Genomic DNA, 26,969 nt, shown 5'->3' with positions numbered 1-26,969 from the left:
GTGCGCACTCCGGCGTGGCCCGCCAGAGCAGGCCGTCCGGATGGTGCAGCACCGCCGTGATCTCGTCCGGGGTCGGCGGTTCCGCGTTGCCCCGGAGATAGATGGCGCGCAGCCCCAGATTCCGCAGCCTGGTCAGGGCGCGGGCCCGGTTCATCGCGTGCACCAGGATCCGGACGGTGCGGCCCTCGGCCGCCGGGCTGGGCACGGTCAGCGCCACCACCACGGTCCCGTTCGGAAGCCTGCTGAAGCCTCCACCTGCCATGTGTCCTCAATCCCCCCGTAAGACGTCGTGTCAATAAGAGTCAGTAGGACGCACCTAAACACGATCGGCCGCCGCCCGCTAGGGGGCGACGGCCGATCATGGCTTGACCTGCGACGATGTTCGTTACTTGGTCGAGCGGTCCACCTTCACCGTCACCGTGGAGCCACTGAGCGGCTCCTTCACGATGGAGATCTTGGTGTTGGTGTCAGGAACGTCGACACCGGCGGTCGGGTTCTCCTGGTACCAGTACGTGCCCTTGCGGTCGTCGAAGACGGGCTTGCCCGGCTGCGCGGCGATCCGCGTGGCGGCATCGGCCTTGTGGAGCTTGAACGAGTCGGTCGGGAACCAGCTGAACGACGAGTCGAACGCCTGGATCCTGTTGCGCATCAGCGTGCCGTCGGCCCACTTCAGGGGCTTGGCGTGCGCGTCGACCGGCAGGATCAGACCCTTGCCGGGGTGGACACTGGTGTTGTTGTCCTTCTGCGAGGTGTCCCAGAGCCAGATCATCAGACCGTTCTGGTACGCGTAGTGCTCGACCCAGCCGTCCTTCGGCGCCTTGAAGCCGAAGTTGTACGGGCCCGACTTGAGGGTCTTGTCGTAGCTGACGTACTGCCGGTTCTCCGCGATGTAGAACTGGTCGTAGTCCTGGGTGAACGACTCACCGATGCGCGAGAAGCCCTTCGCGGTCCAGCCCGCGTCGTCCGCCTCGGCGTTGTCGGTGAAGACCGGGGCGCCGTCGGCGACGACACTGATCGTGTCGGCCGCGAAGCCCTTGCCGCCCGCGCCGCCGTCCGTCTGGTAGCGGAAGCGGACGTCGACCTTCTTGCCCGCGTACGCGTCCAGCGAGTAGACGAGCTTCTTGTGCGCGCCGGAGACACCGGTCAGGGCCGGCTTGTCGCCCGCGTCACGCGTGATGGCCTTGCCGTCGGCGGTGCCGTCGACCGGGGTCCAGTTGGCGCCGTCCTCCGACACCTCGGCGTACAGGTAGTCGTAGTTGGCCTCGATGTCCCACCAGCCGTCCAGTTCCAGCGAGGCCTTGGCCTTGCCGGTGAGGTCGACGGACCGGGTGAGGGTGTTCTTCAGGTCGTCGCCCATGTCGCTCCACCACTGCTTGGAGCCCTCGGCGGGCTTCACGACAGTCGTGGTGACGGCCTTCTTCGGCAGCTCGACGACGAGCGCCTGCGGGTTCTTCGTGTTGTACGCGGACACGCCCAGCTTGTGGGTCGACGCCGTCGCGGCCTTGGCCTCGTCGTAGTCGAGCCAGCCCAGCTGGAGCTTGTCCCAGGCGGTCATGTCGCCCGGCAGGTCGCCGATCTCGGCCTGGCCCCGGCCGAGCCAGGAACCGGAGGACATCAGGGACCAGAAGCCGGTGGAGTTCTCGCCGCCGCCCGAGGTGTCGTACAGGTCGGGCAGACCGAGGTCGTGGCCGTACTCGTGCGCGAAGACGCCGAGTCCGCCGTTCTCCGGCTGCATCGTGTAGTCGCCGACCCAGATGCCGGTGTCACCGATCTGCGTGCCGCCGGACTTGTTGTCCGCGGGGCCCGTCTTGCCGGCGTCCGTGCCGTACGCGTACCAGCGGTGCGCCCACAAGGCGTCCCCGCCCTGGGCCCCGCCGCCGGCCGACTCGTCCTCGCCCGCGTGGACGATCTGGAAGTGGTCGATGTAGCCGTCGGGCTCGTTGAAGTCGCCGTCGCCGTCGAAGTCGTAGCGGTCCCACTCGTCGTACGACGCGAGGTCGGCCTTGATCTGCGCGTCCGTCCGGCCCTTGGCCTTCTGGTCGGCGGCCCAGGCGGTGGTGCCGTCACGTACCGCGTCCCAGACGTTGGCGCAGTTGGAGTCGCCGCAGTAGTTGGAGCCGTAGCGGGCCTCGTTGTACTTGACCTTGACCCAGTCGGAGACCTCACCGTCGACCGAGTACCGGCCGGACGAGGTCTTCTCGTAGTAGGTCTTCAGGGACTCCTTCGGCTTGCCGGCCGCGTCCTTGCCGTCACCGAAGTAGAGGTCCTGGAAGTGCTGCTGGTTGTAGTCGGCCTGCCAGGCGGTGGAGTTGTCCACCTTCCGGTCGGGCTCGGCTATCTCGTTGTGCTGCGGGCCGGGCTCGCCGCCGTACTTCTTGACGGGGGCCTCGGGGCCGTCCGGACCGTCCGGGTCGTACATCGTGGTGTCGTCGACCTCGTCGCCGAACTCCACCAGGATCGTGAAGATCTTGTCGGTCTTCTCCCTGCCGAGTTCGACGTACTTCTTGTCGTCGAGCTTCACGACCTTGGAGCCGTCGCGCTTCAGGATCTTGGCGTCACCGGCGAGAACCTGTTCCAGGGCGGCTTTGCGCTGCTGCTCCTGCTGCTTGCTGAACGGGCCTTCGAGGTCGTGCTCGACATGGCCCTTCTGCGGCGCCGGATCGCGGCGCTCGATGCTCGCCGGACCTGCTGTGGAGCTGTCCTCGGCCTGGGCCGGGGTGAGCGCCGACGCCGTCGCGGCTGCCGTGGCGAGGGCCACGAAGACCGCGGACGCTCTGATCGCCCGTCGATTGATGGTCACTTGAAGCTTCCTCTCCCCGCACCCGGAGTCCGCGGACCTGCTGTGTGGGGATCCGCGCGCGGGGTGCGCGTCACAAGTGACGACATTCGACCGGAGTTGAAGGAGAAAAGACAGCCCTTGACTTGAACAGGCCAAGTGCACTATGCACGAGTCCAGTTCCGGAATCCGGACACCGGAGGATCGGGCGGCAGGCGCACCGATGTGTCATATAGCGGGGGCGTGTGACTCCGTGCGCCCCCCATGCTCCGGCCTCGTGGGTTAGGTCACGCTTACTGTCGGTTCCTGCCGGGCATTCACCGTCGTAAGGTCGTTTGACAGAGCGACTCCGCGCAGATACGCGAGACACCCCCAACACCCCCGAAATCACTCCCGATTGCCCCGAGGGACGGATACAGCCATGCCGCGTCCGACTGCCGCACAGCTTGCCTACGGTTCCGCCACCGTCGTCCTCGCCACACTCTCGATGCTGCTGCTCTCCGGCGTCACGTCGGTCGTCGGCATCGCGGTGATCGCGCTCGTCGCCCTCTGTCTCGGTGTTCTGGTCTCCGTGAAGGCCGCCGAGCCACGCCGCTCGCCGGCCGCGCGACCGGCCACCGGTCGTACGGACCACGCCACCACCTCCGTCGCCTCGGACCGGGCCGCCGGGTCGCCGTCCGCGGAGACCCGGGTTCCGGCTTCACTGCGCCGCTGACACCACCACGGTCTTCGCCGCCTTGTCGTGCAGGCCCTGCCGGTAGGGCCGGTCGAGCAGGATCAGGATCAGGATCAGCAGCGGCCAGAGGCAGGCGCAGCAGACGAGTGCGGGGACCCAGAGCACCAGGGCCCGCAGCAGCGAGGACCGGGAGTCGGGCACCCGTCCGTCGTTGAGCATCGCCACACGGATCTTGAACAGCCGCTTGCCGAGGGTCTGGCCGCCCCACTGCGTCATCAGGGTGTCGTAACCGACGAACGCCACGATGGTGATGATCCGGAAGACCCACTGCCCGCCGCCGTTCACGCCGTTGACCGCGTCGTCCCAGTTGTCGGAGCTGTTCGACCAGCGGTGGTAGACGTTGAACGGGATGCTGATGAGCGCCAGCGGGATCGCGACGATGATCCAGTCGACGATCCGCGCGAGGATGCGCTTGCCCACGGACGCGAGCGGCGGCATGCCCCGGAGCGGATCGTTTCCGCCGTAGGGGTCGCCGGAGGGCGGGGGCCCCGATCCGCCGAACGGGTCACCCGGAGGTGGCGGGTTGGACCCGCCGTACGGGTCACCCGGAGGTGGCGGATTGGCGCCGCCGTACGGTTCGCCGTAACGAGGCGGGCCGCCGCCACCCGGGGGCGTGCCACCGGCAGGCGGCGGCCCGTCGGGCGGCGGCTGCTTGCGGAACGGGTCGTCGTCTGGCGGCTGACCGGGCGTCGGCTGATCGTTGCTCATGGGGGCAGTGCACCCCGCCGTGCGGAGGCCCGCAACGGCTCACCCGCCGTTCGGGGGAGCCGCCACCGCCCGCGGATGACCCCGCGTCACCCCGCGACGAACGTACGTGCCACCTTGTCGTGCCAGCACTGCCGCCACGGCCGGTCGAAGACGCACCACAGCACGTTCAGTACGCCGACGACGAGCACCCCGAGCACCCCGTACACGAGCCAGCGGCGCAGCGCCGAGCCGAAGGACGGGGCCTCGAACGACTCGATGTCCCGGACCTCCAGACCGCACAGCTTCTTGCCGAGCGTGCGGCCCCACTTGGCGGTCGGCAGCGCCTCGTACAGCACGCCGATGACCAGCAGCGCGGCGAGGACCCCGCCGAAGTAGCCGGCGGTCGTGCCGTCGATCAGCCAGACCGTGACGGTCTCGCCGGTCTGCTTCGCGGCCTCGACCTTGCCGTCGATGTGCGCGAGCGCCTTGGACACCAGAGGTACGGAGACGGCCCCGACGATCCCCAGGAGGACGACGCTGTCGATCAGCCGGGCGGCGAACCGCTTGCCGAGCCCGGCCGGACGGGCCGCCGCCTGGGCCTGGGCGGCTTGCAGGAACGGGTCGTTGACCGGCGGCTTCCACGGCACGACCGGCGGGCCGGCGGCCGGGTCGGCGCCCGTGGACGGCGACTGCGCGAGCTGGTGCACCTGCTGCGCCCAGGAGGGCGAACCGCCGCCGGCGCCGGGCCGCCGGAGCGGGGACGCACGGCGCGGATGGCCATGGTGCCCTCGGTCTGACCCGTACGGCCCGTGGCCTGATCACCTCGCGTGCCGCCGCCCACCGGACGGATGGTGACAGTGCCGTCGGTGGGCGGCTCGCCGGCCCGGGGGGCGGGCGGCGTGCCCTCGTCCGGGCGCGGGCCCCGGCCTCCGCGTCCGGGGCGCGGGACGCGGATCGCGACCGTGCCCTCGGGGGGTGAGTCGCCGTCACCCGGCCCCGCGCCGGGGCCGGGACCCAGGGCCCGTACGCCGGGCAGCGCGCCGCCGGTGGGATCGGCCGACGGCTCCGCCGCCTGGCCGGGTACCCGGGGGTCGCGCGAATCCCGCCCGTACCGGGGGTCCTTGGCGTCCTGCGGTTCCGGCGCTCCCTGCGCGGCGGGGCGGCTCCCCGCGTCCTGCGGGCCCTCGCCCCAGGAGACGCGGGCGTCGCGCTCGCCGCCGAAGCCGCTCTGCCGGCGGGCGTCCGCCTGCCAGACGGAGGCCGGTTCCTGACGGGACTCCCCGGCGGGGTCCTCGTCGAAGAACATCGGCCCGGTCTCCTCGACCGCGGGGGCCGGGGTCCGCCGGGCCGGCGTCGCGGGGGGCGCCGCGGCGACCCCCGGGGGCGGTTCCGGCATGGCCTCGCCGGCCTGCGGCGCCGGCCGGCTGGTGCCGGGTACCCAGGACCCGCCGTTCCAGTACCGGACATAGCCGGGGATGGACGGGTCCGGGTAGTAGCCGGGGGAAGGGCTGCCGTCTCCGGTTGCCGAGGTCGGGGCGCTCATCACCGTGGTCCCGTATCTCTTCGATGGGCTCAACTCAAGGGTCCACATCTATCAGACCACCGCACGGCCCCGGGTCCATCCAGCCGTTTGGACCTCGATTCGGTCACGAAAGAGTCACGGTACGTCGCGGGAGCAAATTCTTGCCCGAAGTCGCGTAATGGCCGCGGGAGTCGGCGCTCTCAATCAGCAGGGCCCACTCCCGGGCACCGGACGACGAAGGAGCACTGACATGCACAGCGTGGTGGAACGCGAGCTGGAGCTCAACCTGGTGCTCTCGCCCGAGCGCAGCATCCCCGTACCCGCCCGGCTGATGTATCGCACGGAGGATCCGTACGCGGTGCACATCTCCTTCCACATCGGCTCGGACTTCCCGGTCAACTGGACGTTCGCACGCGAACTACTGGTCGAAGGGGTGTTCCGGCCGTGCGGCCACGGTGACGTACGGATCTGGCCCACGAAGGTCGACGGCCGCACGGTCCTGTGCGTGGCCCTCTCCTCCCCCGACGGCGACGCGCTCCTGGAGGCGCCGTCGGGGGCGGTGTCGGCGTGGCTGGAGCGGACGCTGCGGCTGGTGCCGCCGGGGACGGAGACGGACCGGCTGGGCATCGACGCGGGGCTGGAACTGCTGCTGGCCCCGATGCCGGCCGATGATCTGTGGCTGCGGGACCCATGGCCGTCCGACGAGTCCGCGGACGGCGAGTCCTGACGCCCGCCGGTGTCCCGGTCCGCGTCCGCGCTCTCAGTCCATGACGTACGTATGGGTGATGAATTCGAGCGAGTGGCCGTCGGGGTCGTCGAGATAGACCCCGCGGCCCCCGTGGTGATGGTTGATCCGCTGCGGCTGCTCGTGCCGCGGATCGGCCCAGTAGGGGAGTTCGCGGTCCTTCATGCGGCCGAAGATCTCGTCGAACTCGTCCTCGGACACCAGGAAGGCCAGATGCTGGCTTACGATGTCGGAGTCCGGGGACGCGTCGAGATAGTCGAGGGTGACTCCCCCGTCGAGCGGCAGGCTCGCGAACGGCCCGAAGGCTTTCGGCTCTGGCTCGTCGATCAGCTCGGCGAGGAAGCGCGCGGAGGCGAACCGGTCGCGGCTGTGGACGATGGTGTGGTCAAGACGGGCGGGCACGGAACCTCCCGGGTCGAGGAGCGGTCATCTGCGGCTGACCGGCTCCTTTTCGCTTTTCACGGTAGGCCGCCCCGCCTGGCCGGGCCATCGGACTTTGGCCGTACGACGTACTGTGTAGACCGGCCGGGTCAGAAGAGCTTTCCGGGGTTGAGCAGGTCCAGCGGGTCGAAGGTCTTCTTGATGCCGCGCTGCAACTCCATGCCGACCGGGCCCAGTTCGCGGGAGAGCCACTCCTTCTTCAGGACGCCGACACCGTGCTCCCCGGTGATGGTGCCGCCCAGTTCGAGGCCCAGCGCCATGATCTCGTCGAACGACTCCCGGGCCCGCCGGGACTCGTCCGGGTCCGAGGCGTCGAAACAGACCGTGGGGTGGGTGTTGCCGTCGCCCGCGTGGGCGCAGACGCCGATCGTGAGGTCGTACTTCGCGGCCACGCGGTCGATGCCCTCCAGGACGTCGGCGAGGCGGGAGCGCGGGACGCACACGTCGTCGATCATCGTGGTGCCCTTGACCGCCTCCAGCGCCACGAGCGCCAACCGCCGGGCCTGGAGCAGCATTTCGGACTCGGCGGGATCGTCGGCGGGGACGACCTCGGTGGCGCCGGCGGCCGTACAGAGCTCACCGACGGCGGCGAGGTCGGCCGCCGGGTCGGCGGTGTCGAACGCGCAGAGCAGCAGGGCCTCGGTGGTCTCGGGGAGGCCCATGTTCGCCAGGGAGTTGACGGCGCGGACGGTGGTGCGGTCCATCAGCTCCAGCAGCGACGGGGTGTGGCCGCGCTCCATGATCCGGCAGATGGCGTCGCAGGCGGCGGACGCGGAGGCGAACTCGGCGGCCAGGACGAGCTGTTGGGGTGGTGCGGGCTTCAGCGCGAGGACGGCCTTGACCACGATGCCGAGGCTGCCCTCCGAGCCGACGAACAGCCGGGTGAGGTCGTATCCGGCGACGCCCTTGGCCGTGCGGCGGCCGGTGGTCAGGAGGCGGCCGTCGGCGAGTACGACGTCCAGGCCCAGTACGTACTCGGCGGTGACGCCGTACTTCACGCAGCACAGCCCGCCGGACGCGGTGCCGATGTTGCCGCCGATGGTGCAGGTCTCCCAGCTGGAGGGGTCCGGCGGGTAGTAGAGCCCGTGCTCGCCGACGGCGCGTGAGAGCACCGCGTTCACGACACCGGGCTCGACGACCGCGATCCGGTCGACCGGGCTGATCTCCAGGATCTTGTCCATCTTCACGAGGGACAGCACGATGCAGCCGTCAGAGGCGTTGGCGGCGCCGGACAGTCCCGTACGGGCGCCCTGCGGCACCACGGGGACGCGCAGGGCCGTCGCGGTCCGCATCACGTGCTGGACCTGCTCGACGGTGCGTGGCAGTACGACCACCGCCGGGGAGCCCGCTTCGCAGAAACTCGCCATGTCGTTCGCGTAGGACGCCGTGATGTCGGGGTCGGTGATCAGGGCTTCGGCGGGCACGCCTGCTCGCAGCTCGGCGAGGAGGCCGTCCGTGGCGACGGGGGCGGCAGAGGCGGAGGAGCTGGCGGGCACGGTCGCGACGAGGTCATCCATGATCCCAGCGTGGCACTCCGGGGCCATCGGTGTGAACCCGTCTGCGATCCACATCCACAAGGCCGGGTATGGTCTTCATATTGACGCACAGTAATCACATGAACGCCAAGAACACCATTCACACGCAGCACATGGGGCACATCAAGAGGGCCGCGCTGGCGACAGGTGTGGGGGCGGTCCTCGTCGCGGGCGTCCTCGTGTTCGTACCGGACAGAGGCGAGGAGTCGTCGGGGCCCGCGGCACGGGCCCGGGCCGCCGTCGGCGCGGGCGCGCCGGCCGCGCTGCCGGACGTGGCGGCCCTGATCCGGGACCGGGAGGCATGGCTGCGGAAGCACCCGAAGGACGCCGAGTCCTGGGCGGTGCTGGGCACGGCGTACGTGGAACGCGGCGGGCTGCGGGCGGACACGGCGTACTACCCGAAGGCCGAGCGGGCGCTGCGGCGCTCGCTGGAGGTCACCCCCGGTGAGCGGCGCAATCCGGCGGCGACGGCGGGCCTGGCCACGCTGGCCAACGCGCGGCACGACTACGCGGCGGCCAGGAAGTGGGGCGAGGCGGTACGGAAGGCGGACCCGGACCGCTGGGCGACGTACCCCGTCCTGATCGAGGCGTACAACGGGCTCGGCGACTACACGGCGGCGGGCAAGGCCCTGGACAGGCTCCGGGCGCTGCGCTCCGACACCCGCGCGCTGTCGGTGTCGTCGCTGGTCTACCGCGACCGGGGGTGGCGCGAGGACGCGGCGGCCAAGGCGGACGAGGCGCTGACGAAGGCCGGCACACCGGTGGACAGGGCCGCCGCGCTGTACGCGCTCGGCGGGCTCGCGTGGGAGCGCGGCGAGCCGAAGGAGGCGCTGAGGCAGTACGACGCGGCGCTGAAGGCGGCGCCGGACCATCATCCGTCGCTGGCGGGACGGGCGCGCGCCCTGGTGGCGCTGAACCGCACGGGTGAGGCGTCCCGGGACTACCAGGCGGCTCTCGCGGAGCGCCCGCTGCCCGAATACGCCCTGGAACTCGGTGAGTTGTTGGAATCGATGGGGCTGGACGGGGACGCGCGGAGCCAGTACGAGCTGCTCAGGGACCGTACGGCGAGGGCGGCGGCCGACGGGGTGAACGAGGAGTTGCTGCTGGCCCGCTTCGAGGCCGACCACGGATCTCCCCGGGCGGCGGTGGACCGGCTGGAGTCGGAGTGGCGGCGCGGCCACCGGAGCATGTGGGTGTCGGACGCGCTGGCGTGGGCGCTGTACCGGGCGGGGGACGTGGAGAAGGCGCTGCCGTACGCCAAGAGGGCGACGGAGCAGGGGATGCGCAGCGCGCTGTTCTCGTACCACCGGGGGGAGATCGAGCGCGCCCTGGGGATGGAGGGCCCGGCGCGCCGCCATCTGGAGGAGGCGCTGCGGACGAATCCCCGGTTCTCGCCGCTGGGGGCGCCGAAGGCGCGTGCGGCGCTGGAGACGCTGGGAGAGCTGCCGGGCGGTGGGCCGAGGGACATGTACGGCGACGGCGGGGGCACTCAGTCGACGCCGTCTCCGTCGCCCACGGCGCCGACGGCGAGTACGACACCGTCGTCCGCGTCGCCGGTCGCGTCGCCCGCGCCTTCGGTCTCGGCCTGGGCGCCGTCGGTGCCGTCCGCGTCCTCGGCACCTTCGGTGCCCGTATCCACACCCACGGTGCCCGTATCGGCACCGTCCGCCGCCCGGAACTGAATGATCGGCTCCACTGGGCCCGGAACTGGGTCCTGAGGCCCTGCTTCTGGGCCTTGCCTCGTCCTTAGTCTCCCTTCCGCTCGGGGAAATGGCTGACGACTTGGGCGAGGAGTCCGGATGAACGGCACGCAGTGCGCAGACGGTTCGCGACGTCGGCGCGGTGAACGCGGCCAGGGCGGTGTCGAGTACGTCGCCCTGATAGGCGTCGTCGCCGCGATCGTCGGTGCGATCCTGGCGCTGACGGTCCCCGACGACACGTCCGTCGCGCTGAAGGACGCGGTGTGCCGCATCGTCAACGCCGGTGACGGCGGCGAGGGCTGCGACTCCGGCGGAGGCGACGGGGACGACGGCGGAGGCGGCGGTGACGGGGACGGTGAGATACCCGAGGGTCCGCCGGGCGACCCCTTCCAGCCCGCGAAGTGCCTGCTCTCCCAGGATCAGACCAAGACCACGGTCGTCGTCCAGATCCTCTTCATCAAGATCAGCGGCTCTGAACAGCTCAAGGTCCAGCAGTGGTCGGACGGCACGGTCACCCTGGAGCGCGTCGGCGAGGGCAGCGTGGGGGCCACGGCCAGCATCTCGGCCGGTATCCCCGGGCTGAAGGAGTGGGGCGGCAGCGCCTCGCTGAGCGGCAGTTACATGAAGGGCAGCGGCAGCGGCGGTCAGTGGCTGTTCAACGGCAACAAGACCGGCGACCCGCAGAAGGATCTGGAGCTGAACCTGGAGGACGCCAAGAAGTTCGCGGCGTACCTCAAGCAGAATGACGGCTGCCGCTACCAGAGCGGCTACAACCCCGGTGCGAACATGGGCGCCTGCCAGCAGGACGCGGCTTCCAAGAAGCCCGATCTGCCGCCGGAGCGGGCGCCGGACGTCGACATCACCAAGACCAGCACCGAGGTCTCGGGCGGTGTGAGCTTCGGCAAGGGGTTCAAGAAGGGCAAGGGCGGCAAGGACAAGGACGGCAAGCCGACCGACCTCGGCAGCATCTCGGGTGAGTTCGGCAGTGGCTCCATGACCGAGGACGTCGTGGTCATGCGCGCCAACACCGGCCCCGACGCGGGGAAGATCACCTTCGTCTACACCTTCAGCGTCGACGCCAAGGGCGGCGAGATCGCCCAGGGAAAGGCCACCCGTATGCAGCAGGTCTCCGTGACGTACGACGCCGCCACCTTCGACCAGGAGGAGAAGGACGGCAAGGAGCACCGTCCGGAGAAGCTGGTCATCACCACCAGTCAGGAGAACGGCGAGGGCGCCGGCATCCAGGCCGGTGGGGGCGCCAATGTTCCCGGCACGCCGGTGACGATCGACGTCGGCGGTGGTGGCGGCAACATCAAGTCGCAGATCCACACCGAGTCCGCCGAGGTCGTTCTCGACAACGACGCCGACAGCAAGCTGGTCGAGGACTGGCTGCGCGGCCGGGGCGACTTCCCCGCCAGTGACGTCCTGCCCACCCCCTCGGACGCCGCCGAGGTGCCGGGCAGCGACGCCGGACCGCTGGAGCGCCTCCTCCACGACAAGGGCAAGCTGTCGCGGCTCGACTACAACGCCAACACCGACTGGTGGAACGCCTCCCTCGGCATCGGCTTCGGCATCTCCGCCGGCCAGCTCACGGCCGGGTTCAAACTCTTCGGCATCGACATCACGCACGAGGAGAAGAACCAGACGATCACCGGCAACCCGGAGTACGCGACCGGCCCGAAGAACGGCGGCGCGCGTCCCTGGGTCGAGTGGAAGAACTGCACCCAGACGACCCCGATCGCATAGGCCGCCCGGCCACCGTTCCGGCGCAAACGGGCCGGACGGCAGACCGAACGGGCAGCGTGGCACGCCGCCGAACGCGGCGCCGTCACGCCGCCGTGACGACCTGGTTAACCCCGCTCCCGGTGAGGAGACATCGGGGACCACCGATGGCAAGATCGGCGCAACTCACCCACCGTGTGGGCCGTTGTCCGTCCCCCGCCGCCCTGGAGGCGTCTTGTCCACCCGTACGCGTCACGTGTCGCCCGCCATAGCCACCGCAGCCGCTCTCGTCGCCCTGGCGGGATGCACAAGCACCGAGTCCACCGCGACCGACGGCTCGAAGGTGGAGCTGGTGAACTCCGGCAAGCTCACGACCTGCACCCATCTGCCGTACGAGCCCTTCCAGTCCCGCCAGGACAACAAGATCGTCGGGTTCGACGTGGACCTGGTGGATCTGGTCGCCAAGGAGCTGAAGGTCACCCAGGAGATCGTCGACACGCCCTTCGAGGGCATCCAGACGGGTGAGGACCTCAACGCCCGCAAGTGTGACGTCGCTGCCGCGGGCATGACGATCACCCCCGTGCGTGAGGAGAACCTGGACTTCTCGGCGCCCTACTTCGACGCCACGCAGGCGCTCGTCACCAAGAAGGGCGCCGCCTACGACTCGCTGGCGAGCCTCAAGGGCAAGAAGCTGGGCGTCCAGCAGGGCACGACCGGCGAGGAGTACGCGAAGAAGAACGGGAAGGGCGTGGAGACCGTCCAGTTCGAGGACGTCGCGCTGCTGCTCACGGCCGTGAAGACCGGGCAGGTCGACGCCGCCGTCAACGACAACGGTGTCCTGTTCGAGTACGTGCGCAAGAACCCGGACACCGAGGTCACGGCCGAGTTCGAGACGGGCGAGCAGTACGGCGTCGGTGTGCGCACCGGCAACGACGCGCTGCGCAAGGAGATCGACCAGGTGATCAAGGCGGCGCGGTCGGACGGCCGTTACGACGAGATCTACAAGAAGTGGTTCCCCGCCGCCCCCAAGAGTTAAGGATCCACCACCGATGTCCATGTCCCGCCGACAACGGGCCCGCCTCGTCCGAAGCGTGCAGTACGCCGTCCTGGCCGTCGTGCTGCTCGTCATCGCCCAGGCCGCCGACTGGGGTGAGATCCGGCGTGCCTTCTTCGACGTCGAGGTCGCCAAGGCGCAGTTCCCCGACATCATCACCACGGCGCTGGTCAACACCGTCATCTACACCCTGCTCGGCTTCGGGTTCGGGCTGGCGCTCGGGCTGATCGTCGCGCTGATGCGGCTTTCGCAGGTACCGCCGTACCGCTGGCTTGCCGTCGTCTACATCGAGTTCTTCCGCGGCATTCCGGCACTGCTCGTCTTCATCGCGCTCGGATTCGGTGTGCCGCTCGCCTTCCAGGTAGCGCTCAACCAGTACGTCACCGTGATGCTGGCGCTGGGTCTGGTCGGCGCCGCCTACATGGCGGAGACGATCCGGGCCGGTATCCAGGCCGTGCCCAAGGGGCAGACGGAGGCGGCGCGTTCGCTCGGGATGTCGCAGGGCCGGGCGATGGTCTCGATCATCATTCCGCAGGCCCTGCGGATCGTGCTGCCGCCGCTGACCAACGAGTTGATCCTGCTGACGAAGGACTCGTCGCTGGTCTATCTGCTGGGCCTGTCCCTGTCGCAGTACGAGCTGGCCAAGTTCGGCCGGGACGCCCTGAATCAGAATCGCAGTCTCACCCCGATCCTCATCGCCGGTCTCTGCTATCTGGTCATCACCCTGCCGCTCGGCCATCTGGTCCGGCGGCTCGAAGCGCGTACGGCAAGGGCGAGGTGAGCGCGGTGGAGAAACCGGTGGCGAAGCCGGACACGGGTACGCAGGCCGACGCGGGCGCGCCCGCGATCGAGGTACGCGATCTGCACAAGTCGTTCGGCACGCTGGAGGTCCTGGCGGGCATCGACTTCACGGTGGCGCGCGGCGAGGTCGTGTGTGTCATCGGCCCGTCGGGCTCGGGCAAGTCGACGCTGCTGCGCTGTGTGAACCGGCTGGAGGAGCCGACGTCGGGCACGGTCCTGGTGGCCGGCGCCGAGGTGACCGACCCGGACGTGGACATCGACAAGGTGCGCCGCGGTATCGGGATGGTCTTCCAGTCGTTCAACCTCTTCCCGCACCTGACGGCGCTGGAGAATCTGACGCTCCCTCAACGGCGGGTGCTGAAGCGCGACAAGGCGGAGGCGACCCGGGTCGCGCGGGAGCGGCTGGCCCGTGTCGGTCTGACCGACAAGGAGTCCTCCTATCCCGCGCAGCTCTCCGGCGGGCAGCAGCAACGGGTCGCGATCGCACGGGCGCTGGCGATGGACCCGCAGCTGATGCTCTTCGACGAGCCGACGTCCGCGCTCGACCCGGAGCTGGTGGGCGACGTCCTGGCGGTGATGCGTTCACTCGCCGACGACGGAATGACGATGCTCGTCGTCACGCACGAGATGAGCTTCGCCAGGGAAGTGGCCGACCGGGTCGTCTTCATGGACGGCGGGGTCATCGTGGAGGAGGGCAGCCCGGCGCAGGTGATCGGCGCGCCGAGCCACGCCCGTACGCGGTCCTTCCTGTCCCGTCTGCTCGACCCGGCGGCGGCGCGGCTGGGCGAGGGCGGGGCGGTGACGGAGGCCGCGAAGGAGTAGCTGCGGCCCACGAAGCGAGGAGGGCGCGGCCCCACGGTGAACTCCCGTGGGGCCGCGCCCCGTTGCGCCGACAGCTCGGTGTCAGAGGTTGCCGCGCTTCTCCTGCTCGCGCTCGATCGCCTCGAACAGGGCCTTGAAGTTGCCCTTGCCGAAGCCCATGGAGCCGTGCCGCTCGATCATCTCGAAGAACACGGTCGGCCGGTCCTGGACCGGCTTGGTGAAGATCTGCAGCAGATAGCCGTCCTCGTCGCGGTCCACGAGGATCTTCAGCTCGCGCAGGGTCTCGACGGGCACCCGGGTCTCGCCGGCCCACTCGCCGAGGGTGTCGTAGTACGAGTCGGGGGTGTCGAGGAACTGGACACCGGCCGCCCGCATGGCGCGCACCGAGCTGACGATGTCGTTCGTCGCGAGCGCGATGTGCTGGACGCCGGCGCCGCCGTAGAACTCCAGGTACTCGTCGATCTGCGACTTCTTCTTGGCGATCGCCGGCTCGTTGATCGGGAACTTCACCTTGAGGGTGCCGTCGGCCACGACCTTCGACATGAGGGCGGAGTACTCGGTGGCGATGTCGTCGCCCACGAACTCCTTCATGTTGGTGAAGCCCATGACCTTGTTGTAGAAGGACACCCACTCGTTCATCCGGCCCAGTTCGACGTTGCCCACGCAGTGGTCGACAGCCTGGAAGGTGCGCTTCGCCGGGGGCGCGACCATGGGGGCGGCCTCGGCGTAGCCCGGAAGGTACGGGCCGTCGTAGCCGGTCCGCTCGACCAGGGTGTGGCGGGTCCTGCCGTAGGTGGCGATGGCGGCGAGGACAACGGTGCCGCCGTCGTCCTTGACCTCGTACGGCTCCTGGAGGCCGGTGGCGCCGTTCGCGGTGGCGTAGGCGTACGCGGCGCGGGCGTCCGGCACCTCGATGGCGAGATCGATCACACCGTCGCCGTGCTCGGCGACGTGGTCGGCGAGGAAGCGGCCCCACTCGGTGGACGGCTTGATGACCGACGTGAAGACGAAGCGGGCCGAGCCGTTCGTGAGCACGTAGCTCGCGGTCTCGCGGCTGCCGTTCTCGGGGCCCGAGTAGGCGACCAGCTTCATGCCGAACGCCGTCGAGTAGTAGTGGGCCGCCTGCTTGGCGTTGCCGACGGCGAAGACGACGGCGTCCATCCCCTTGACGGGGAAGGGGTCGGCGCCGCGCGCGGTCGACGGGACGGAATCGAGGTTCACCGAGGTGTCTGCCATGACGGCAGCGTCTCGCCGTTCCGCAAGATGCGCAACAGTTCGCGCATTCACTGGTCAGTCTGTACAGCGGGAAGCGAGGATGACCGGACCATCTGCACAGGATGACCACCAGGAGGCGGCATGGCGATCGACGGGCTTGACGGCAGGCTCATCTCCCTGCTGGCGCGGGAGCCGCGCATAGGGGTCCTGGAGGCGTCACGCCGGCTGGGGGTGGCGCGCGGGACCGTACAGGCCCGGCTGGACCGTCTCCAGACGAACGGAGTCATCCGGGGATTCGGTCCGGACGTCGATCCGGCCGCTCTCGGTTACCCCGTAACGGCGTTCGCAACCCTGGAAATCAAACAGGGACAGGGTTCCGATGTCCGAGCACATTTGAGCAGCGTTCCAGAGGTCCTCGAACTGCATACCACCACTGGAACAGGGGATATGCTCTGCCGACTCGTCGCTCGTTCGAACGCCGATCTTCAACGAGTGATCGACCGGGTTGTCGGTTTCGAGGGGATTCAGCGGGCTTCCACGGCGATCGTCATGGAAAACCCTGTTCCGCTGCGGATCATCCCGCTGGTGGAGCAGGCCGCACGGGACACCGAAGGTGACGGACTGTGACCGGCCCGCGCGACCCGGACGACCGGCGCCACCCGCACGACCCGCACCACCTGATCGGCCGACCGACCGGCCGGCCCCACCGGCCGACCGGCCCCGACCCACCGAGAGGAGCGCCGTGGACTTCTGGGACTATCTGGCCAACCGCCATCAACAGCTGCTCACCGACTCGTTCCAGCACGCCAGTGCCGTCTTCCAGTGCATGGTGATCGCCACCGTCCTGGGTGTCGCCATCGGCGTACTGGCCTACCGCAGCCCCTGGGGCGGCAGCCTGGCGGTTCTCTCCACCGCCTCCATCCTGACCATCCCCTCGCTGGCGGCCATCGGTCTGCTCATCCCGCTGGTCGGTCTCGGCGTCGCGCCCACGGTGATCGTCCTGACGCTGTACGGGCTGCTGCCGGTCGTCCGCAACGCAGTGGTCGGCCTGCGCGGTGTGGACCCCGACCTGGTGGACGCCGCCAAGGGCATCGGGATGTCACGTACCGCCCGGCTGCTCAAGGTCGAACTGCCGCTCGCCTGGCCGCCGATCCTCACCGGGATCCGGGTCTCCACCCAGATGCTGATGGGGATCGCCGCCATCGCCGCGTACGCGTCGGGGCCCGGCCTCGGCAACGAGATCTTCCGCGGCATCGCCTCGCTGGGCAGCGCCAACGCGATCAACCAGGTGCTCGCCGGGACGATCGGCATCGTCATTCTCGCCCTGCTCTTCGACGCCGCGTATGTCCTGCTCGGCCGACTCACCATCCCGAGGGGGATCCGTGTCTGAGACCGCTGACCCGAAGACGGCCGAGGCGGCCGACGACGCCTCGCGAAGTGCCGCGATCATCACGTCGAACGGCGCCGCGGGGGGCGCCGGTTCCACACGCGGCGCCACCATCGAGCTCGACGGCCTCACCAAGCGCTATCCCGGCAGTGCGAACCCGGCCGTCGACGACGTGTCGATGGAGATCAAGGCGGGCGAGACCGTCATCCTGGTCGGCCCCTCCGGCTGCGGCAAGTCGACCACCCTCAAGATGATCAACCGGCTGATCGAGCCCTCGTCGGGGCGGATCAGGATCAACGACGAGGACGTCACGGACATGGACCCGGTGAAGCTGCGCCGGCAGATCGGGTACGCGATCCAGTCGTCCGGTCTCTTCCCGCACATGACGGTCGCCGAGAACATCGCCCTGGTGCCGAAGATGGTCGGCTGGTCCAAGTCGAAGGTGAAGGACCGCGTCGAGGAGATGCTCGACCTGGTCGGGCTCGACCCGCGTGAGTTCCACGGCCGCTATCCGCGCCAGCTCTCGGGCGGCCAGCAGCAGCGGGTGGGGGTGGCCCGGGCGCTCGCCGCCGATCCGCCGGTACTGCTGATGGACGAGCCGTTCGGCGCCGTCGACCCGATCACCCGCGACCATCTCCAGGACGAACTGATACGTCTCCAGCACGAGTTGCACAAGACGATCGTGTTCGTGACGCACGACTTCGACGAGGCGATCAAGCTCGGCGACCGGATCGCGATCCTGCGGGAGCGTTCGCGGATCGCCCAGTTCGACACCCCCGAGGCGATCCTCACCAACCCCGCCGACGACTTCGTGTCGGGCTTCGTGGGCGCGGGGGCGGCGCTGAAGCGGCTGAACCTCACGCGCGTACGGGACGTGGAGATAGCCGAGTTCCCGACGGTGACGGTCGAGGACCCGCTCCAGTCGATCTTCAACAAGCTGAACAGCGGCCCGCACAACGAGCTGCTGATGCTGGACCGGAAGAGGCGCCCGTACAAATGGCTGCGCCGGGGAGATCTGTCGCGTGCCAAGGGCTCGCTCGCCAACGCGGGCCAGCTCGTGCACGACACCGTGACCAGGGACGCCACCCTGCACGACGCGCTGGAGGCGGTCCTGACCGACAGCGGCGGCCGGGTCGCGGTGACCGGCAGGCGCGGTGAGTACATCGGTGTCGTCGACATGGAGACGCTGATGACGTCCGTCCAGGAAATGCTGGAGGCGGACCGGCTCACGGCCTTCGAGCACCAGCACGAACTGGCGCAGCAGCGCCGGGAGCGGACCGGGCAGGAGCCCCAGGGCGGTGCGGACGCATGAGTGCTCCCGCGCAGAAACAGCGCCCGCCGGGCGAGTACGACGTCAAGGGCCACGCGTTCCGGGACGAGGAGTCGGAGCCGGTCGCGGCGCCCGCCGCCCCGGAGCGCCGGATCACCGTGGCGAAGCTGGTGACGGTGCCCTCCGTGATCGCGGTCTCCCTGCTGCTGACCTACGTCTGGATCACGAACGTCCCGCTCGACTCGATCGCGAAGAACTCGCTCGTCGGCGGCAATGTGCAGCTGCGTCTGTGGCAGCACGTCGAACTGACCGCGATCTCCACCTTCTGGGTGCTGGTCATCGCCATCCCGCTGGGTATCGCGCTGACCCGGCGCGGTCTGTCGAGGGCGGCGCCGGTGGTCACCGCCGTCGCCAACGTCGGACAGGCGACCCCGGCCATCGGTCTGCTGGCGCTGCTGGTGATCTGGCTGGGCATCGGCCCGTCGACGGCGATCGTCGGCATGGTCATCTACGCGGTGCTGCCGGTGCTCGCCAACACCGTCGCGGGGCTGAAGGCCATCGACCCCCAGCTGGTGGAGGCGTCGCGCGGCATCGGGATGTCGCCCCTCGGGACGCTGACCAGGGTCGAACTGCCCCTGGCCGTACCGCTGATCCTGGCGGGCGTACGGACGGCGCTGGTGCTCAACGTGGGCACGGCGACCCTGGCGACCTTCGGCGGCGGTGGCGGGCTCGGTGACCTGATCACCTCGGGCATCCAGACGCAGCGCATGCCGGTCCTGGTCCTGGGATCGGTGCTGACGGTGACACTGGCGCTGCTGATCGACTGGCTGGCCTCGCTGGTCGAAGTGGTGCTCACCCCGCGCGGACTGGAGGAGCGCTGATGCGCACCATGCGATACGGCGGCCGGAAGCTCGTGACGGGCGGACTGGCCCTGCTGCTCGGCGCCGCCACTCTCGGCGGGTGCGGCCTCAAGAGCGGCTCCCCGATGGTGGACGACGTCGTCCCGGGCTCGGTCGGCCGTGGCCAGCCCCTCAAGGGCGCCTCGCTGACGGTCACTTCGAAGAACTTCAGCGAGAACATCATCCTCGGCCAGATGATCGGCCTGATCTTCAAGGCGGCGGGCGCGGAGGTCGTGGACCGGACGAACCTGCCGGGCTCGATCAGCGCGCGCGAGGCGATCGTCAAGGGCGACGCGGACGCGATGTACGAGTACACGGGCACGGCCTGGATCACCTACCTCGGCAACGCGAAGCCGATCGTCGACTCGGGCGAGCAGTGGACGGCCGTACGCGACGCGGACCGCTCGAACGACGTGAGCTGGCTGTCGCCGTCCACGCTCAACAACACCTACTCGCTGGGCATCAGCAAGCAGAACAACGCGAAGTACAAGCTCAAGACGATGTCCGACGTCGCCGCGCTGTCGAAGAAGGAGCCGGGCGCGGTCACGATCTGCGTGGAGAACGAGTTCGCGTCGCGGGACGACGGGCTGCCGGGCATGGTGAAGGCGTACGGGATGGACATCCCCGCGTCGAGCGTGAAGAAGATGGACGCCGGCATCATCTACACACAGGTGTCGAAGTCCAACTCCTGCCTGGTGGGCGAGGTGTTCACGACGGACGGCCGGATCAAGTCCCTGGATCTGGACACGGTCGCCGACGACAAGCGCTTCTTCCCGAACTACAACGCGGCGCCGGTGATCCACCGTTCGACGTACGAGAAGTACCCGGAGATCGCCGGTCTGCTCGATCCGCTGAGCGAGCGGCTGAACACCGGGATCGCGCAGGAGCTGAACGCGAAGGTGGACGTGGACGGCCAGGATCCGCACGAGGTGGCGAAGGACTGGCTGATCGAGGAGGGCTTCATCAAGGAGGGCTGAGGCCCCGGGCCTGCCGCGCCCGCCGGTCCGCCGGCGGGCATCCGTCCGGACATGCAAAGAAGTAGTTGCAAAGAAATCCTTGCAACTACTTCTTTGCATGTCTACGCTGAAGCCATGTCCGAGAACCCACCCGCGTCCGAGCGGACCGCCCGCACCCTGGACCCACGCTCGCTGCGCGGCCTCGCCCACCCCTTGCGGATGCGGCTGCTGACCGCCCTGCGGCACCACGGTCCGGCCACCGCGTCCCAGCTCGCCGACCGCCTCGGCGAGTCGAGCGGCGCCACCAGCTACCACCTGCGGCAGCTCGCGAGCCACGGGTTCGTCGTGGACGACCCCGAGCGCGGCAAGGGCCGGGAGCGCTGGTGGAAGGCCGCGGACTACGGCGTCATGATCGACGACACGCTGCACCTCGACCCCAGTCCGGAGGTACGGGGCGCGCTGAACACCTTCATGCACGAGGTCGCCTCCATCCACGGCCAGGAGGTGAGCACCTGGCTCGGCACCATGCACGACTGGCCGCGGTCGTGGGCGACCAGGGCCGACCTCAGTGACTTCACGCTCCGGCTCACCCCCGACCTGCTGGCCGAACTGGGCGGCCGGATGCACGATCTGATCGCCAGTTACACGGACCGCGCGGCGCCTGAGGCCGAGGACGACGTGGCGCAGGTACGGATCCATCTGCACGCCTTCCCGCAGAAGCAGCTCGACGGCCAACCGGAAGACTGAGCACCACCGTCACCCGAGACCACCGCCACCCCGGCACCACTCCCGCGCCTCGACAGCTGGCGCGCGAAGGGATGATTTGTCATGTCATTTTCCGACGTGCACCTCCACCTCCACTCCATACGCGCCACCGAACTGCGCGCCGAGGCCGCCGCACACAGCCACCGCACGGTCCGCCGCGAAGCGCGGGCACGGGCCCGACTGGGCTGGTTCCTCGTCGAGTTGGGCCTGCGGCTCGTCAACAGGCCCTCACGGCCCCGTATCCGGCCTGCATGAGCGCGAAGCCGGTACGGCGGTGGCGACGGCGGGTCTGCTGGGCGAAGGGGCCGGGCCGGCCCCGCCCTGCTGTTGATGGGCGGCGGCTATCTGCTGGCGACCCTGAGTCCGGCGCTGCTGCCGGTGTGGCGCGGTCTGGACGCGGAGGGGCCCGAGGACCGTACCGGCGTCAGCAGTCCGGTACCTTCCCACCCCGCTCCAGCGCCTTCAGCGACGACACCGCGCCCTTCAGGGTCCTGACCGGGATCAGCCGCATCCCGTCGGGGAGTTCGGACCGCGCGTCCGCGCACTCCGCCTCCGGGACGAGGAAGACCGTCGCGCCGTCGCGGCCCGCCGCCTGGGTCTTGAGCGAGACGCCGCCGACCGCGCCGACGTCGCCGGACGCGCTGATCGTGCCGGTGCCCGCGATGTCGCGGCCACCGGTGAGGTCACCGCCCGAGCCGTCGCCGTCGAGCATGTCGACGATGCCGAGCGCGAAGAGCAGGCCCGCGCTGGGGCCGCCGACGTCGGCGAGGTGGAGGGTGATGTCCACGGAGTCCGGCTTCCGGCCGAGCTGGCCGAGGGCCGCGTCGACGGCGGAGTTCTGCGACTTCACCATCTCGTCGGTGTTGTGCTTCTGGATCTCCTTGTCGGACTGGCCCGCCGGGTAGACGGAGTCGCGCGGCAGCACGGCGCGGTCGCTCCGGATCCAGCCGTCGAGGACGTCGCCGAAGTCGACGTCGGCGGACGGTCCGGTCGCCAGGATCGTCGTCATCCGCAGCTGCCCGCTCGTCTCACGGGTGGGCGCGCCCTTGATCGAGATGACGGGCGTTCCCTGGTAGTCGCCGAGAACGTCCGCGGTCAGGCCGGGCTGGGCCACCGCGTAGGGCAGGGGGGCGACACCGACGACGACGAGCAGCGCCACGATCGGGACCGCCGAGAGGGCGAGGGTGCGGGGGCGTGAGGGACCGGAGAGACGAGAGAGCACTGCGCCAATCTATCGGCCGCTCCCCGCCACTCGAACCCCCCGGGTCGCGGTCCCGCGCCGGGTCCGCTCAGCGCAGGGCGTCGGCCACCTCGCGCGCGGCGTCCACCACGCGCGGCCCCACCCGCTCCGGAACCGAGTCGGCGAGCATCACGACGCCCACGCTGCCCTCGATCCCGGTCACTCCGACGAGCGCGGCGGCGGCGCCGCTCGCGCCCGCCTCCAGTTCGCCGTGGGTCAGGGTGCACCGCGCCTCGGTGTACGAGCCCTGCCGGGCGGCCAGAATGGCCTTGCCCGCGGCGCCCCGGTCCAGCGGGTGCCGGAAGCCGGCGCGGTACGCGACGTGGTAGTCCGTCCAGGTCGGCTCCACGACGGCCACGGCCAGCGCCTCGGCGCCGTCCACGAGCGTGAGATGGGCGGTCGCGCCGATGTCCTCGGCCAGTGAACGCAGGGCGGGCAGCGCCGCTTCCCGTACGAGGGGGTGCACCTGGCGGCCCAGGCGCAGCACGCCGAGGCCCACTCGGGCGCGTCCGCCCAGATCGCGGCGGACCAGCGCGTGCTGTTCCAGGGTGGCGAGGAGGCGGTAGACGACGGTGCGGTTGACGCCGAGTTTGTTGGACAACTCGGTGACGGTCAGTCCGTGGTCGGTGTCGGCGAGCAGCTTGAGGACGCGCAGTCCCCGGTCGAGCGTCTGGGAGGTCTCCGCGGTCACGACGCCCCTCTCCTTCGGAGTTTCGGAGTGAGCCGCCAGGCAGGCCATGGCGCACCGGCTGCGCTCCGCGGCGGTCCTGCCACGGCGCGTGTGTATTGCCGGGAGATTAGCGATCCGTACCGCTCAGCGGAAGACCTCGTCCAGAATCCGGTCATGAGTGGCCAGTTGCTCCCTCTTCGCGCCACAACAAGGGCTGAAAAGGTACTCACGCTGACTATTCATGCGATTTCGCAAGAATGGACGCGCGTAGAAACGCCTCCGGGACGCCGCGACGGCGTCCCGGAGGCGGGAAAAGTACCCTTCGCGCTCAGCGCATCCGGGTCGCCCACTCCTGAACTTTTCTGATGCGCTCGCGGAGTTGGCCGCCCGTGGCCTCCGCGCTGGGCGGTCCGCCGCACACCCGGCGCAGCTCCGTGTGGATCACTCCGTGCGGTTTGCCGCTCTGGTGGACGTACGCGCCGACCATCGTGTTGAGCTGCTTGCGCAGTTCGAGCAGTTCCTTGTGGGAGACCACGGGACGCCGGTCGGCGGGCAGCTCCAGCAGGTCCGCCTCGGAGTCCGGCTTCTTGCGGCTGTGCGCGATCTGCCGGGCCTGCCGCTTCTGGAGGAGCATCTGCACCTGGTCGGGTTCGAGGAGGCCGGGGATGCCGAGGTAGTCCTGCTCCTCCTCGCTGCCGGGGTGCGCCTGCATGCCGAACTCGGCGCCGTCGTACAGCACCCGGTCGAAGACCGCGTCGGACTCCAGCGCCTCGAAGGGCAGCGTGTCCTGCTCGCCGGTGTCCTCGTCCTCCTGGCGTTCGGCCTCCGCCATCTCCTTCTCGGACTCGGCGTACGGGTCCTCCTCGCCGGCCTTCTTCGGCTTGTCGAGGACGTGGTCGCGCTCCAGCTCCATCTCGTTGGCGAAACCGAGGAGATTGGGGATGGTGGGAAGGAAGACGGACGCGGTCTCGCCACGGCGCCGGGAGCGGACGAAGCGGCCGACGGCCTGGGCGAAGAACAGGGGGGTCGAGATGGTCGTGGCGTACACGCCGACCGCGAGGCGGGGCACGTCGACGCCCTCCGACACCATGCGCACCGCGACCATCCAGCGCTCCTGGCCCGCGCTGAAGTCGTCGATGCGCTTGGAGGCGGCGGCCTCGTCGGAGAGCACGACGGTGGCCTTCGTCCCGGTGATCTCACGGACGAGCTTGGCGTAGGCGCGCGCCGAGTCCTGGTCGGTGGCGATGACCAGTCCCCCGGCGTCCGGGATGGCCTTGCGCACCTCGGTGAGCCGCCGGTCGGCGGCGCGCAGCACGTTGGGCATCCACTCGCCGCGCGGGTCGAGCGCGGTGCGCCACGCCTGCGAGGTCGCGTCCTTCGTCATGGGCTCGCCGAGCTTGGCGGCGATCTCGTCACCGGCCTTGGTGCGCCAGCGCATGTTGCCGCTGTAGCTGAGGAAGATGACGGGGCGCACGACGCCGTCGCCCAGCGCGTTGCCGTAGCCGTAGGTGTAGTCGGCGGATGAGCGGCGGATGCCGTCGTTGCCCTCCTCGTACTCGACGAAGGGGATCGGGTTGGTGTCGGACCTGAAGGGCGTGCCGGTCAGCGCGAGCCGTCTGGCGGCCGGCTCGAATGCCTCCAGGCACGCCTCGCCCCAGGACTTGGAGTCACCGGCGTGGTGGATCTCGTCGAGGATCACCAGGGTCTTGCGCTGCTCGCAGCGGTTGCGGTGGAGCATGGGGCGTACGCCGACTCCCGCGTACGTCACGGCGACCCCGTGGAACTCCTTGCTCAGCGGCCCCGCGCTGTAGTCCGGATCGAGCTTGATCCCTATCCGCGCGGCGGCGTCCGCCCACTGCTTCTTGAGATGCTCGGTCGGCGCGACGACGGTGATCTGCTGCACGACATGGTGGTGCAGCAGCCAGGACGCGAGGGTCAGCGCGAAGGTGGTCTTCCCGGCGCCCGGTGTCGCGACGGCGAGGAAGTCGCGTGGCTGCTCCTGGAGATAGCGCTCCAGCGCCTTCTCCTGCCAGGCGCGCAGCTTGTTGGCGGTGCCCCAGGGGGCGCGGCCGGGGAAGGCGGGTGAGAGGTGGTGGGAGGCGGTAGTAGTCACGGTCTCCGGTTCGCGGACGCTCGGGTGCACGGGCTGCACGGCTGTGCCGGGCTCAGATACGACAACCGGGCCACCCTACCGGCGGCCCGGCTCGATCCTCGTACGAACCAGCCGCGGTCGGCCAGGTGCGACTCGGGTCACATCTCGTCGTACGGGGGCGGCCGGCGTGCGATCCCGCCGGCTCACCGGGCCGTGACGGTACCGGTCAGCGTGTCCGCACCCGCGTCGCCACCCACACCCCCGCCAGCGCCACCGCCGCCATCGGGAGGAACACCGCCGCGAACGCCGCCGGGTGGGAGGCGTCGGCCGAGGTGAGGTCGTGGGCGCCGACCGCGCCGCCGCCCAGGGCCGCGAACGCCGCGCCGCCGGCCGCCAGCAGCAGGACGTTGGAGAGGCCGTCGGATATCTGGAGCGCGGCGGAGTTCGTGCCCGCCTCCTCGGGAGGGGAGAGCTTCAGCAGCAGCACGCTCGTGGAGGCGATCACCGCGCCCATGCCGAGGCAGCCGACCGCCCAGGCGACGCCCACCGTCCAGACGGGGACCCACTCGATCAGCACGCCCGGCGCGGCGGCGATCGAGGCGGCGACCAGCGCCATGCCGCCCATCAGCAGCCGTTCGCGGTGCGGCTCCATGCGGGGGCGGGACTGGATGTACGAGCCGAGGGCCCAGGTCGCGCCGCCGACGGCGAGCGAGAGGCCCGCCAGCGTCGGCGACAGGCCCCGCTGGGTGACGAGCATCAGCGGTACGAAACTCTCGGCCGCGATGAAGGAACCGGCCGCGACACCGCGCAGCAGGACGACCGACGGCAGGCCGCGGGCGGCGCGGTAGGTGCCGGGCGGCAGCAGGCCGAGGACGGCGGGCACGATCAGCGCGGCGCCGGCCGCGCCGGGCAGCAGGGACCACCAGTTCAGGTCCTGGCCCGCGTACTGGAGCAGGCCCGCGCCGAGCGAGATCGCCAGCGCCAGGCCGATCCGGCGCCGGTCGAAGGCCGGTACGGGCCCCGAGGCGTCGGCGGGCCCGGCGGCCATCTGCCGGATCGCGGGCAGCGCGGTCGCCAGCGGCAGCACCACCAGCACCGGGATGCCGACGAACACCCAGCGCCAGCCGAGGTGTTCGGTGACCGTGCCGGAGGCGAGCGGCCCGACGACCGAGGGGATCACCCAGCTCGCCGCGAACGCGGCCATGATCGCGGGCCGCAGCCGCTCCGGGTAGGCGCGGCTGACGACGACGTACAGCGCGACGATCACCAGTCCGCCGCCGAGTCCCTGGACCGCGCGGCCCGCGATGAACAGCCACATCGCCCCGGCCGTGCCGGAGAGCAGCAGCCCGGCCGCGAAGGCGGTGATCCCGGTGACGAGCGGCCGGAGCGGGCCGCTGCGGTCCGCCCACTGTCCGGAGAGCACCATCGCGAAGAGGCTGGTGGTGAAGTACGCGGAGAAGGCGAACGCGTACAGCGAGACGCCCCGCAGTTCGCGCGCGGCCACCGGCATCGCCGTACCGACCGCCGTGGCCTCGAAGGCGATGAGCAGGACGACGCAGATGATGCCGATGCTCAGGCCCCGGTGGGCCTTGCCGAGGATGCCGTCGCCGCCGGGGCCGGCCGCGGGAGGTGGAGCGGGCGGGGCAGGTGGGGCGGCTTCGGCGGCGACGGCGGCGTCGCCCGGTTCGAGCGCGGTCATGGCATCAGGGTAAGGGGCATGGACCCGTGTGGGCCCTGTCGCTGGTCGGGGTGGACCTGGTCCCTTCGTCGTACGCCCGTGAACGCCGTGTGGCAGTCGTGTTGCGGGACGCGCCGTTGTCTTGAGGGTCGCGCGCCGGCCCGCTTACGGTCGGTTCACCGGTACGCACGGCCGTGTGCCCGAGTGGTTCAGGGGCTCGACTGCAAATCGAGTTACGTGGGTTCGATTCCCGCCA

The 26,969-nt window shown here is 70.1% G+C and carries 25 protein-coding genes and 1 pseudogene; 14 read left to right on the top strand and 12 right to left on the bottom strand.

The window, feature by feature from the left end; translation table 11 throughout:
• Window positions 1-262: hypothetical protein (locus GXP76_RS19195; RefSeq protein ID WP_242572774.1), on the bottom strand; the 262-nt coding region annotated here is incomplete at its 3' end.
• A gap of 123 nt (window positions 263-385) precedes the next feature.
• Complete coding sequence (locus GXP76_RS19190) at window positions 386-2,800, bottom strand: immune inhibitor A domain-containing protein (RefSeq protein ID WP_242572773.1); 2,415 nt, start codon at window positions 2,798-2,800, stop codon at window positions 386-388.
• A 397-nt stretch (window positions 2,801-3,197) separates the two neighbouring features.
• Here GXP76_RS19190 and GXP76_RS19185 point away from each other — a divergent pair, with 397 nt between their 5' ends.
• Window positions 3,198-3,491 (top strand): hypothetical protein, encoded by a 294-nt coding sequence (locus GXP76_RS19185; protein WP_242572772.1) that lies wholly within the window; start codon window positions 3,198-3,200, stop codon window positions 3,489-3,491.
• On the opposite strand, the gene GXP76_RS19180 is transcribed toward GXP76_RS19185, so the two are convergent.
• The 3 genes and pseudogenes from GXP76_RS19180 to GXP76_RS35890 form a co-directional block, all read right to left on the bottom strand.
• Window positions 3,477-4,220 carry an RDD family protein gene (locus GXP76_RS19180; RefSeq protein WP_242572771.1) on the bottom strand — a complete coding sequence of 248 codons (744 nt, stop codon included), beginning with the start codon at window positions 4,218-4,220 and terminating at the stop codon, window positions 3,477-3,479. The genes GXP76_RS19185 and GXP76_RS19180 overlap by 15 nt on opposite strands.
• A gap of 86 nt (window positions 4,221-4,306) precedes the next feature.
• The gene (locus GXP76_RS19175) at window positions 4,307-4,906 is read right to left on the bottom strand and encodes an RDD family protein (RefSeq protein WP_242572770.1); all 600 of its coding nucleotides are present in this window, start codon (window positions 4,904-4,906) and stop codon (window positions 4,307-4,309) included.
• A gap of 743 nt (window positions 4,907-5,649) precedes the next feature.
• A pseudogene (locus tag GXP76_RS35890) lies at window positions 5,650-5,742 on the bottom strand (DUF2510 domain-containing protein); the annotation flags it as partial.
• A gap of 229 nt (window positions 5,743-5,971) precedes the next feature.
• Between GXP76_RS35890 and GXP76_RS19165 the strand changes: the two are divergent.
• A complete protein-coding gene (locus tag GXP76_RS19165; protein ID WP_242572769.1) occupies window positions 5,972-6,448 on the top strand; it encodes an SsgA family sporulation/cell division regulator in 477 nt (158 codons plus the stop codon).
• A gap of 33 nt (window positions 6,449-6,481) precedes the next feature.
• Here GXP76_RS19165 and GXP76_RS19160 read toward each other — a convergent pair whose 3' ends face one another.
• A complete protein-coding gene (locus tag GXP76_RS19160) occupies window positions 6,482-6,868 on the bottom strand; it encodes a VOC family protein (RefSeq protein ID WP_242572768.1) in 387 nt (128 codons plus the stop codon).
• 128 nt (window positions 6,869-6,996) lie between these two features.
• Entirely contained in the window at window positions 6,997-8,424 is a 1,428-nt protein-coding gene (locus tag GXP76_RS19155; protein ID WP_242572767.1) for an FAD-binding oxidoreductase, read from the bottom strand.
• Window positions 8,425-8,522: 98 nt separating this feature from the next.
• Between GXP76_RS19155 and GXP76_RS19150 the strand changes: the two genes are divergently transcribed.
• From GXP76_RS19150 to GXP76_RS19125, 5 genes are all read left to right on the top strand, one after another.
• Complete coding sequence (locus GXP76_RS19150) at window positions 8,523-10,124, top strand: lipopolysaccharide assembly protein LapB (RefSeq protein ID WP_277993563.1); 1,602 nt, start codon at window positions 8,523-8,525, stop codon at window positions 10,122-10,124.
• 117 nt (window positions 10,125-10,241) lie between these two features.
• Window positions 10,242-11,888, top strand: a complete 1,647-nt coding sequence (locus GXP76_RS19140) for a hypothetical protein (RefSeq protein ID WP_242572766.1) — start codon at window positions 10,242-10,244, stop codon at window positions 11,886-11,888.
• Window positions 11,889-12,099: 211 nt separating this feature from the next.
• Entirely contained in the window at window positions 12,100-12,900 is an 801-nt protein-coding gene (locus GXP76_RS19135) for an ABC transporter substrate-binding protein (RefSeq protein ID WP_242572765.1), read from the top strand.
• Window positions 12,901-12,913: 13 nt separating this feature from the next.
• On the top strand, window positions 12,914-13,699 hold the full coding sequence (locus tag GXP76_RS19130) for an amino acid ABC transporter permease (RefSeq protein WP_242572764.1): 786 nt from the start codon (window positions 12,914-12,916) through the stop codon (window positions 13,697-13,699).
• A 5-nt stretch (window positions 13,700-13,704) separates the two neighbouring features.
• A complete protein-coding gene (locus tag GXP76_RS19125) occupies window positions 13,705-14,541 on the top strand; it encodes an amino acid ABC transporter ATP-binding protein (protein WP_308354168.1) in 837 nt (278 codons plus the stop codon).
• Window positions 14,542-14,622: 81 nt separating this feature from the next.
• Here GXP76_RS19125 and hppD read toward each other — a convergent pair whose 3' ends face one another.
• Window positions 14,623-15,777, bottom strand: a complete 1,155-nt coding sequence (gene hppD / locus GXP76_RS19120) for a 4-hydroxyphenylpyruvate dioxygenase (RefSeq protein ID WP_242572763.1) — start codon at window positions 15,775-15,777, stop codon at window positions 14,623-14,625.
• A 120-nt stretch (window positions 15,778-15,897) separates the two neighbouring features.
• Between hppD and GXP76_RS19115 the strand changes: the two genes are divergently transcribed.
• From GXP76_RS19115 to GXP76_RS19085, 7 genes are all read left to right on the top strand, one after another.
• Complete coding sequence (locus GXP76_RS19115) at window positions 15,898-16,383, top strand: Lrp/AsnC family transcriptional regulator (RefSeq protein WP_242572762.1); 486 nt, start codon at window positions 15,898-15,900, stop codon at window positions 16,381-16,383.
• Window positions 16,384-16,498: 115 nt separating this feature from the next.
• On the top strand, window positions 16,499-17,146 hold the full coding sequence (locus GXP76_RS19110; RefSeq protein WP_242572761.1) for an ABC transporter permease: 648 nt from the start codon (window positions 16,499-16,501) through the stop codon (window positions 17,144-17,146).
• Window positions 17,147-17,201: 55 nt separating this feature from the next.
• Complete coding sequence (locus GXP76_RS19105) at window positions 17,202-18,455, top strand: ABC transporter ATP-binding protein (protein ID WP_242572776.1); 1,254 nt, start codon at window positions 17,202-17,204, stop codon at window positions 18,453-18,455.
• On the top strand, window positions 18,452-19,294 hold the full coding sequence (locus GXP76_RS19100) for an ABC transporter permease (RefSeq protein ID WP_242572760.1): 843 nt from the start codon (window positions 18,452-18,454) through the stop codon (window positions 19,292-19,294). Before GXP76_RS19105 ends, GXP76_RS19100 begins: the two co-directional genes overlap by 4 nt.
• Window positions 19,295-19,302: 8 nt before the next feature.
• Window positions 19,303-20,289: a glycine betaine ABC transporter substrate-binding protein gene (locus tag GXP76_RS19095; protein ID WP_242572775.1), complete on the top strand. Its 987-nt coding sequence runs from the start codon at window positions 19,303-19,305 to the stop codon at window positions 20,287-20,289.
• 114 nt (window positions 20,290-20,403) lie between these two features.
• Window positions 20,404-21,015, top strand: a complete 612-nt coding sequence (locus GXP76_RS19090; protein ID WP_242572759.1) for a transcriptional regulator — start codon at window positions 20,404-20,406, stop codon at window positions 21,013-21,015.
• A gap of 81 nt (window positions 21,016-21,096) precedes the next feature.
• On the top strand, window positions 21,097-21,288 hold the full coding sequence (locus GXP76_RS19085) for a hypothetical protein (protein ID WP_242572758.1): 192 nt from the start codon (window positions 21,097-21,099) through the stop codon (window positions 21,286-21,288).
• A 169-nt stretch (window positions 21,289-21,457) separates the two neighbouring features.
• On the opposite strand, the gene GXP76_RS19080 is transcribed toward GXP76_RS19085, so the two are convergent.
• The 4 genes from GXP76_RS19080 to GXP76_RS19065 form a co-directional block, all read right to left on the bottom strand.
• Window positions 21,458-22,255: a S16 family serine protease gene (locus tag GXP76_RS19080; protein ID WP_242572757.1), complete on the bottom strand. Its 798-nt coding sequence runs from the start codon at window positions 22,253-22,255 to the stop codon at window positions 21,458-21,460.
• Window positions 22,256-22,322: 67 nt separating this feature from the next.
• Window positions 22,323-22,964: an IclR family transcriptional regulator gene (locus GXP76_RS19075; RefSeq protein ID WP_023541417.1), complete on the bottom strand. Its 642-nt coding sequence runs from the start codon at window positions 22,962-22,964 to the stop codon at window positions 22,323-22,325.
• Window positions 22,965-23,271: 307 nt separating this feature from the next.
• Window positions 23,272-25,056, bottom strand: coding sequence for a DEAD/DEAH box helicase (locus tag GXP76_RS19070; RefSeq protein ID WP_242572756.1), 1,785 nt, complete (start codon window positions 25,054-25,056; stop codon window positions 23,272-23,274).
• A 205-nt stretch (window positions 25,057-25,261) separates the two neighbouring features.
• Complete coding sequence (locus GXP76_RS19065; RefSeq protein WP_242572755.1) at window positions 25,262-26,734, bottom strand: MFS transporter; 1,473 nt, start codon at window positions 26,732-26,734, stop codon at window positions 25,262-25,264.
• Window positions 26,735-26,969 lie beyond the last annotated feature (235 nt).

The sequence above is a fragment of the Streptomyces sp. NP-1717 genome (assembly GCF_022695985.1).
GTDB lineage: Bacteria > Actinomycetota > Actinomycetes > Streptomycetales > Streptomycetaceae > Streptomyces.
This window is presented reverse-complemented; position numbering and strand designations above follow the sequence as displayed.

Coding starts and splice junctions, on each gene's coding strand:
- GXP76_RS19115 (WP_242572762.1), top strand. CDS start 15,898: ATGGCGATCGACGGGCTTGACGGCAGGCTCATCTCCCTGCTGGCGCGG.
- GXP76_RS19180 (WP_242572771.1), bottom strand. CDS start 4,220: ATGAGCAACGATCAGCCGACGCCCGGTCAGCCGCCAGACGACGACCCG.
- GXP76_RS19185 (WP_242572772.1), top strand. CDS start 3,198: ATGCCGCGTCCGACTGCCGCACAGCTTGCCTACGGTTCCGCCACCGTC.
- GXP76_RS19065 (WP_242572755.1), bottom strand. CDS start 26,734: ATGACCGCGCTCGAACCGGGCGACGCCGCCGTCGCCGCCGAAGCCGCC.
- GXP76_RS19095 (WP_242572775.1), top strand. CDS start 19,303: ATGCGATACGGCGGCCGGAAGCTCGTGACGGGCGGACTGGCCCTGCTG.
- GXP76_RS19140 (WP_242572766.1), top strand. CDS start 10,242: ATGAACGGCACGCAGTGCGCAGACGGTTCGCGACGTCGGCGCGGTGAA.
- GXP76_RS19130 (WP_242572764.1), top strand. CDS start 12,914: ATGTCCATGTCCCGCCGACAACGGGCCCGCCTCGTCCGAAGCGTGCAG.
- GXP76_RS19155 (WP_242572767.1), bottom strand. CDS start 8,424: ATGGATGACCTCGTCGCGACCGTGCCCGCCAGCTCCTCCGCCTCTGCC.
- GXP76_RS19100 (WP_242572760.1), top strand. CDS start 18,452: ATGAGTGCTCCCGCGCAGAAACAGCGCCCGCCGGGCGAGTACGACGTC.
- GXP76_RS19150 (WP_277993563.1), top strand. CDS start 8,523: ATGAACGCCAAGAACACCATTCACACGCAGCACATGGGGCACATCAAG.
- GXP76_RS19090 (WP_242572759.1), top strand. CDS start 20,404: ATGTCCGAGAACCCACCCGCGTCCGAGCGGACCGCCCGCACCCTGGAC.
- GXP76_RS19165 (WP_242572769.1), top strand. CDS start 5,972: ATGCACAGCGTGGTGGAACGCGAGCTGGAGCTCAACCTGGTGCTCTCG.
- hppD (WP_242572763.1), bottom strand. CDS start 15,777: ATGGCAGACACCTCGGTGAACCTCGATTCCGTCCCGTCGACCGCGCGC.
- GXP76_RS19085 (WP_242572758.1), top strand. CDS start 21,097: ATGTCATTTTCCGACGTGCACCTCCACCTCCACTCCATACGCGCCACC.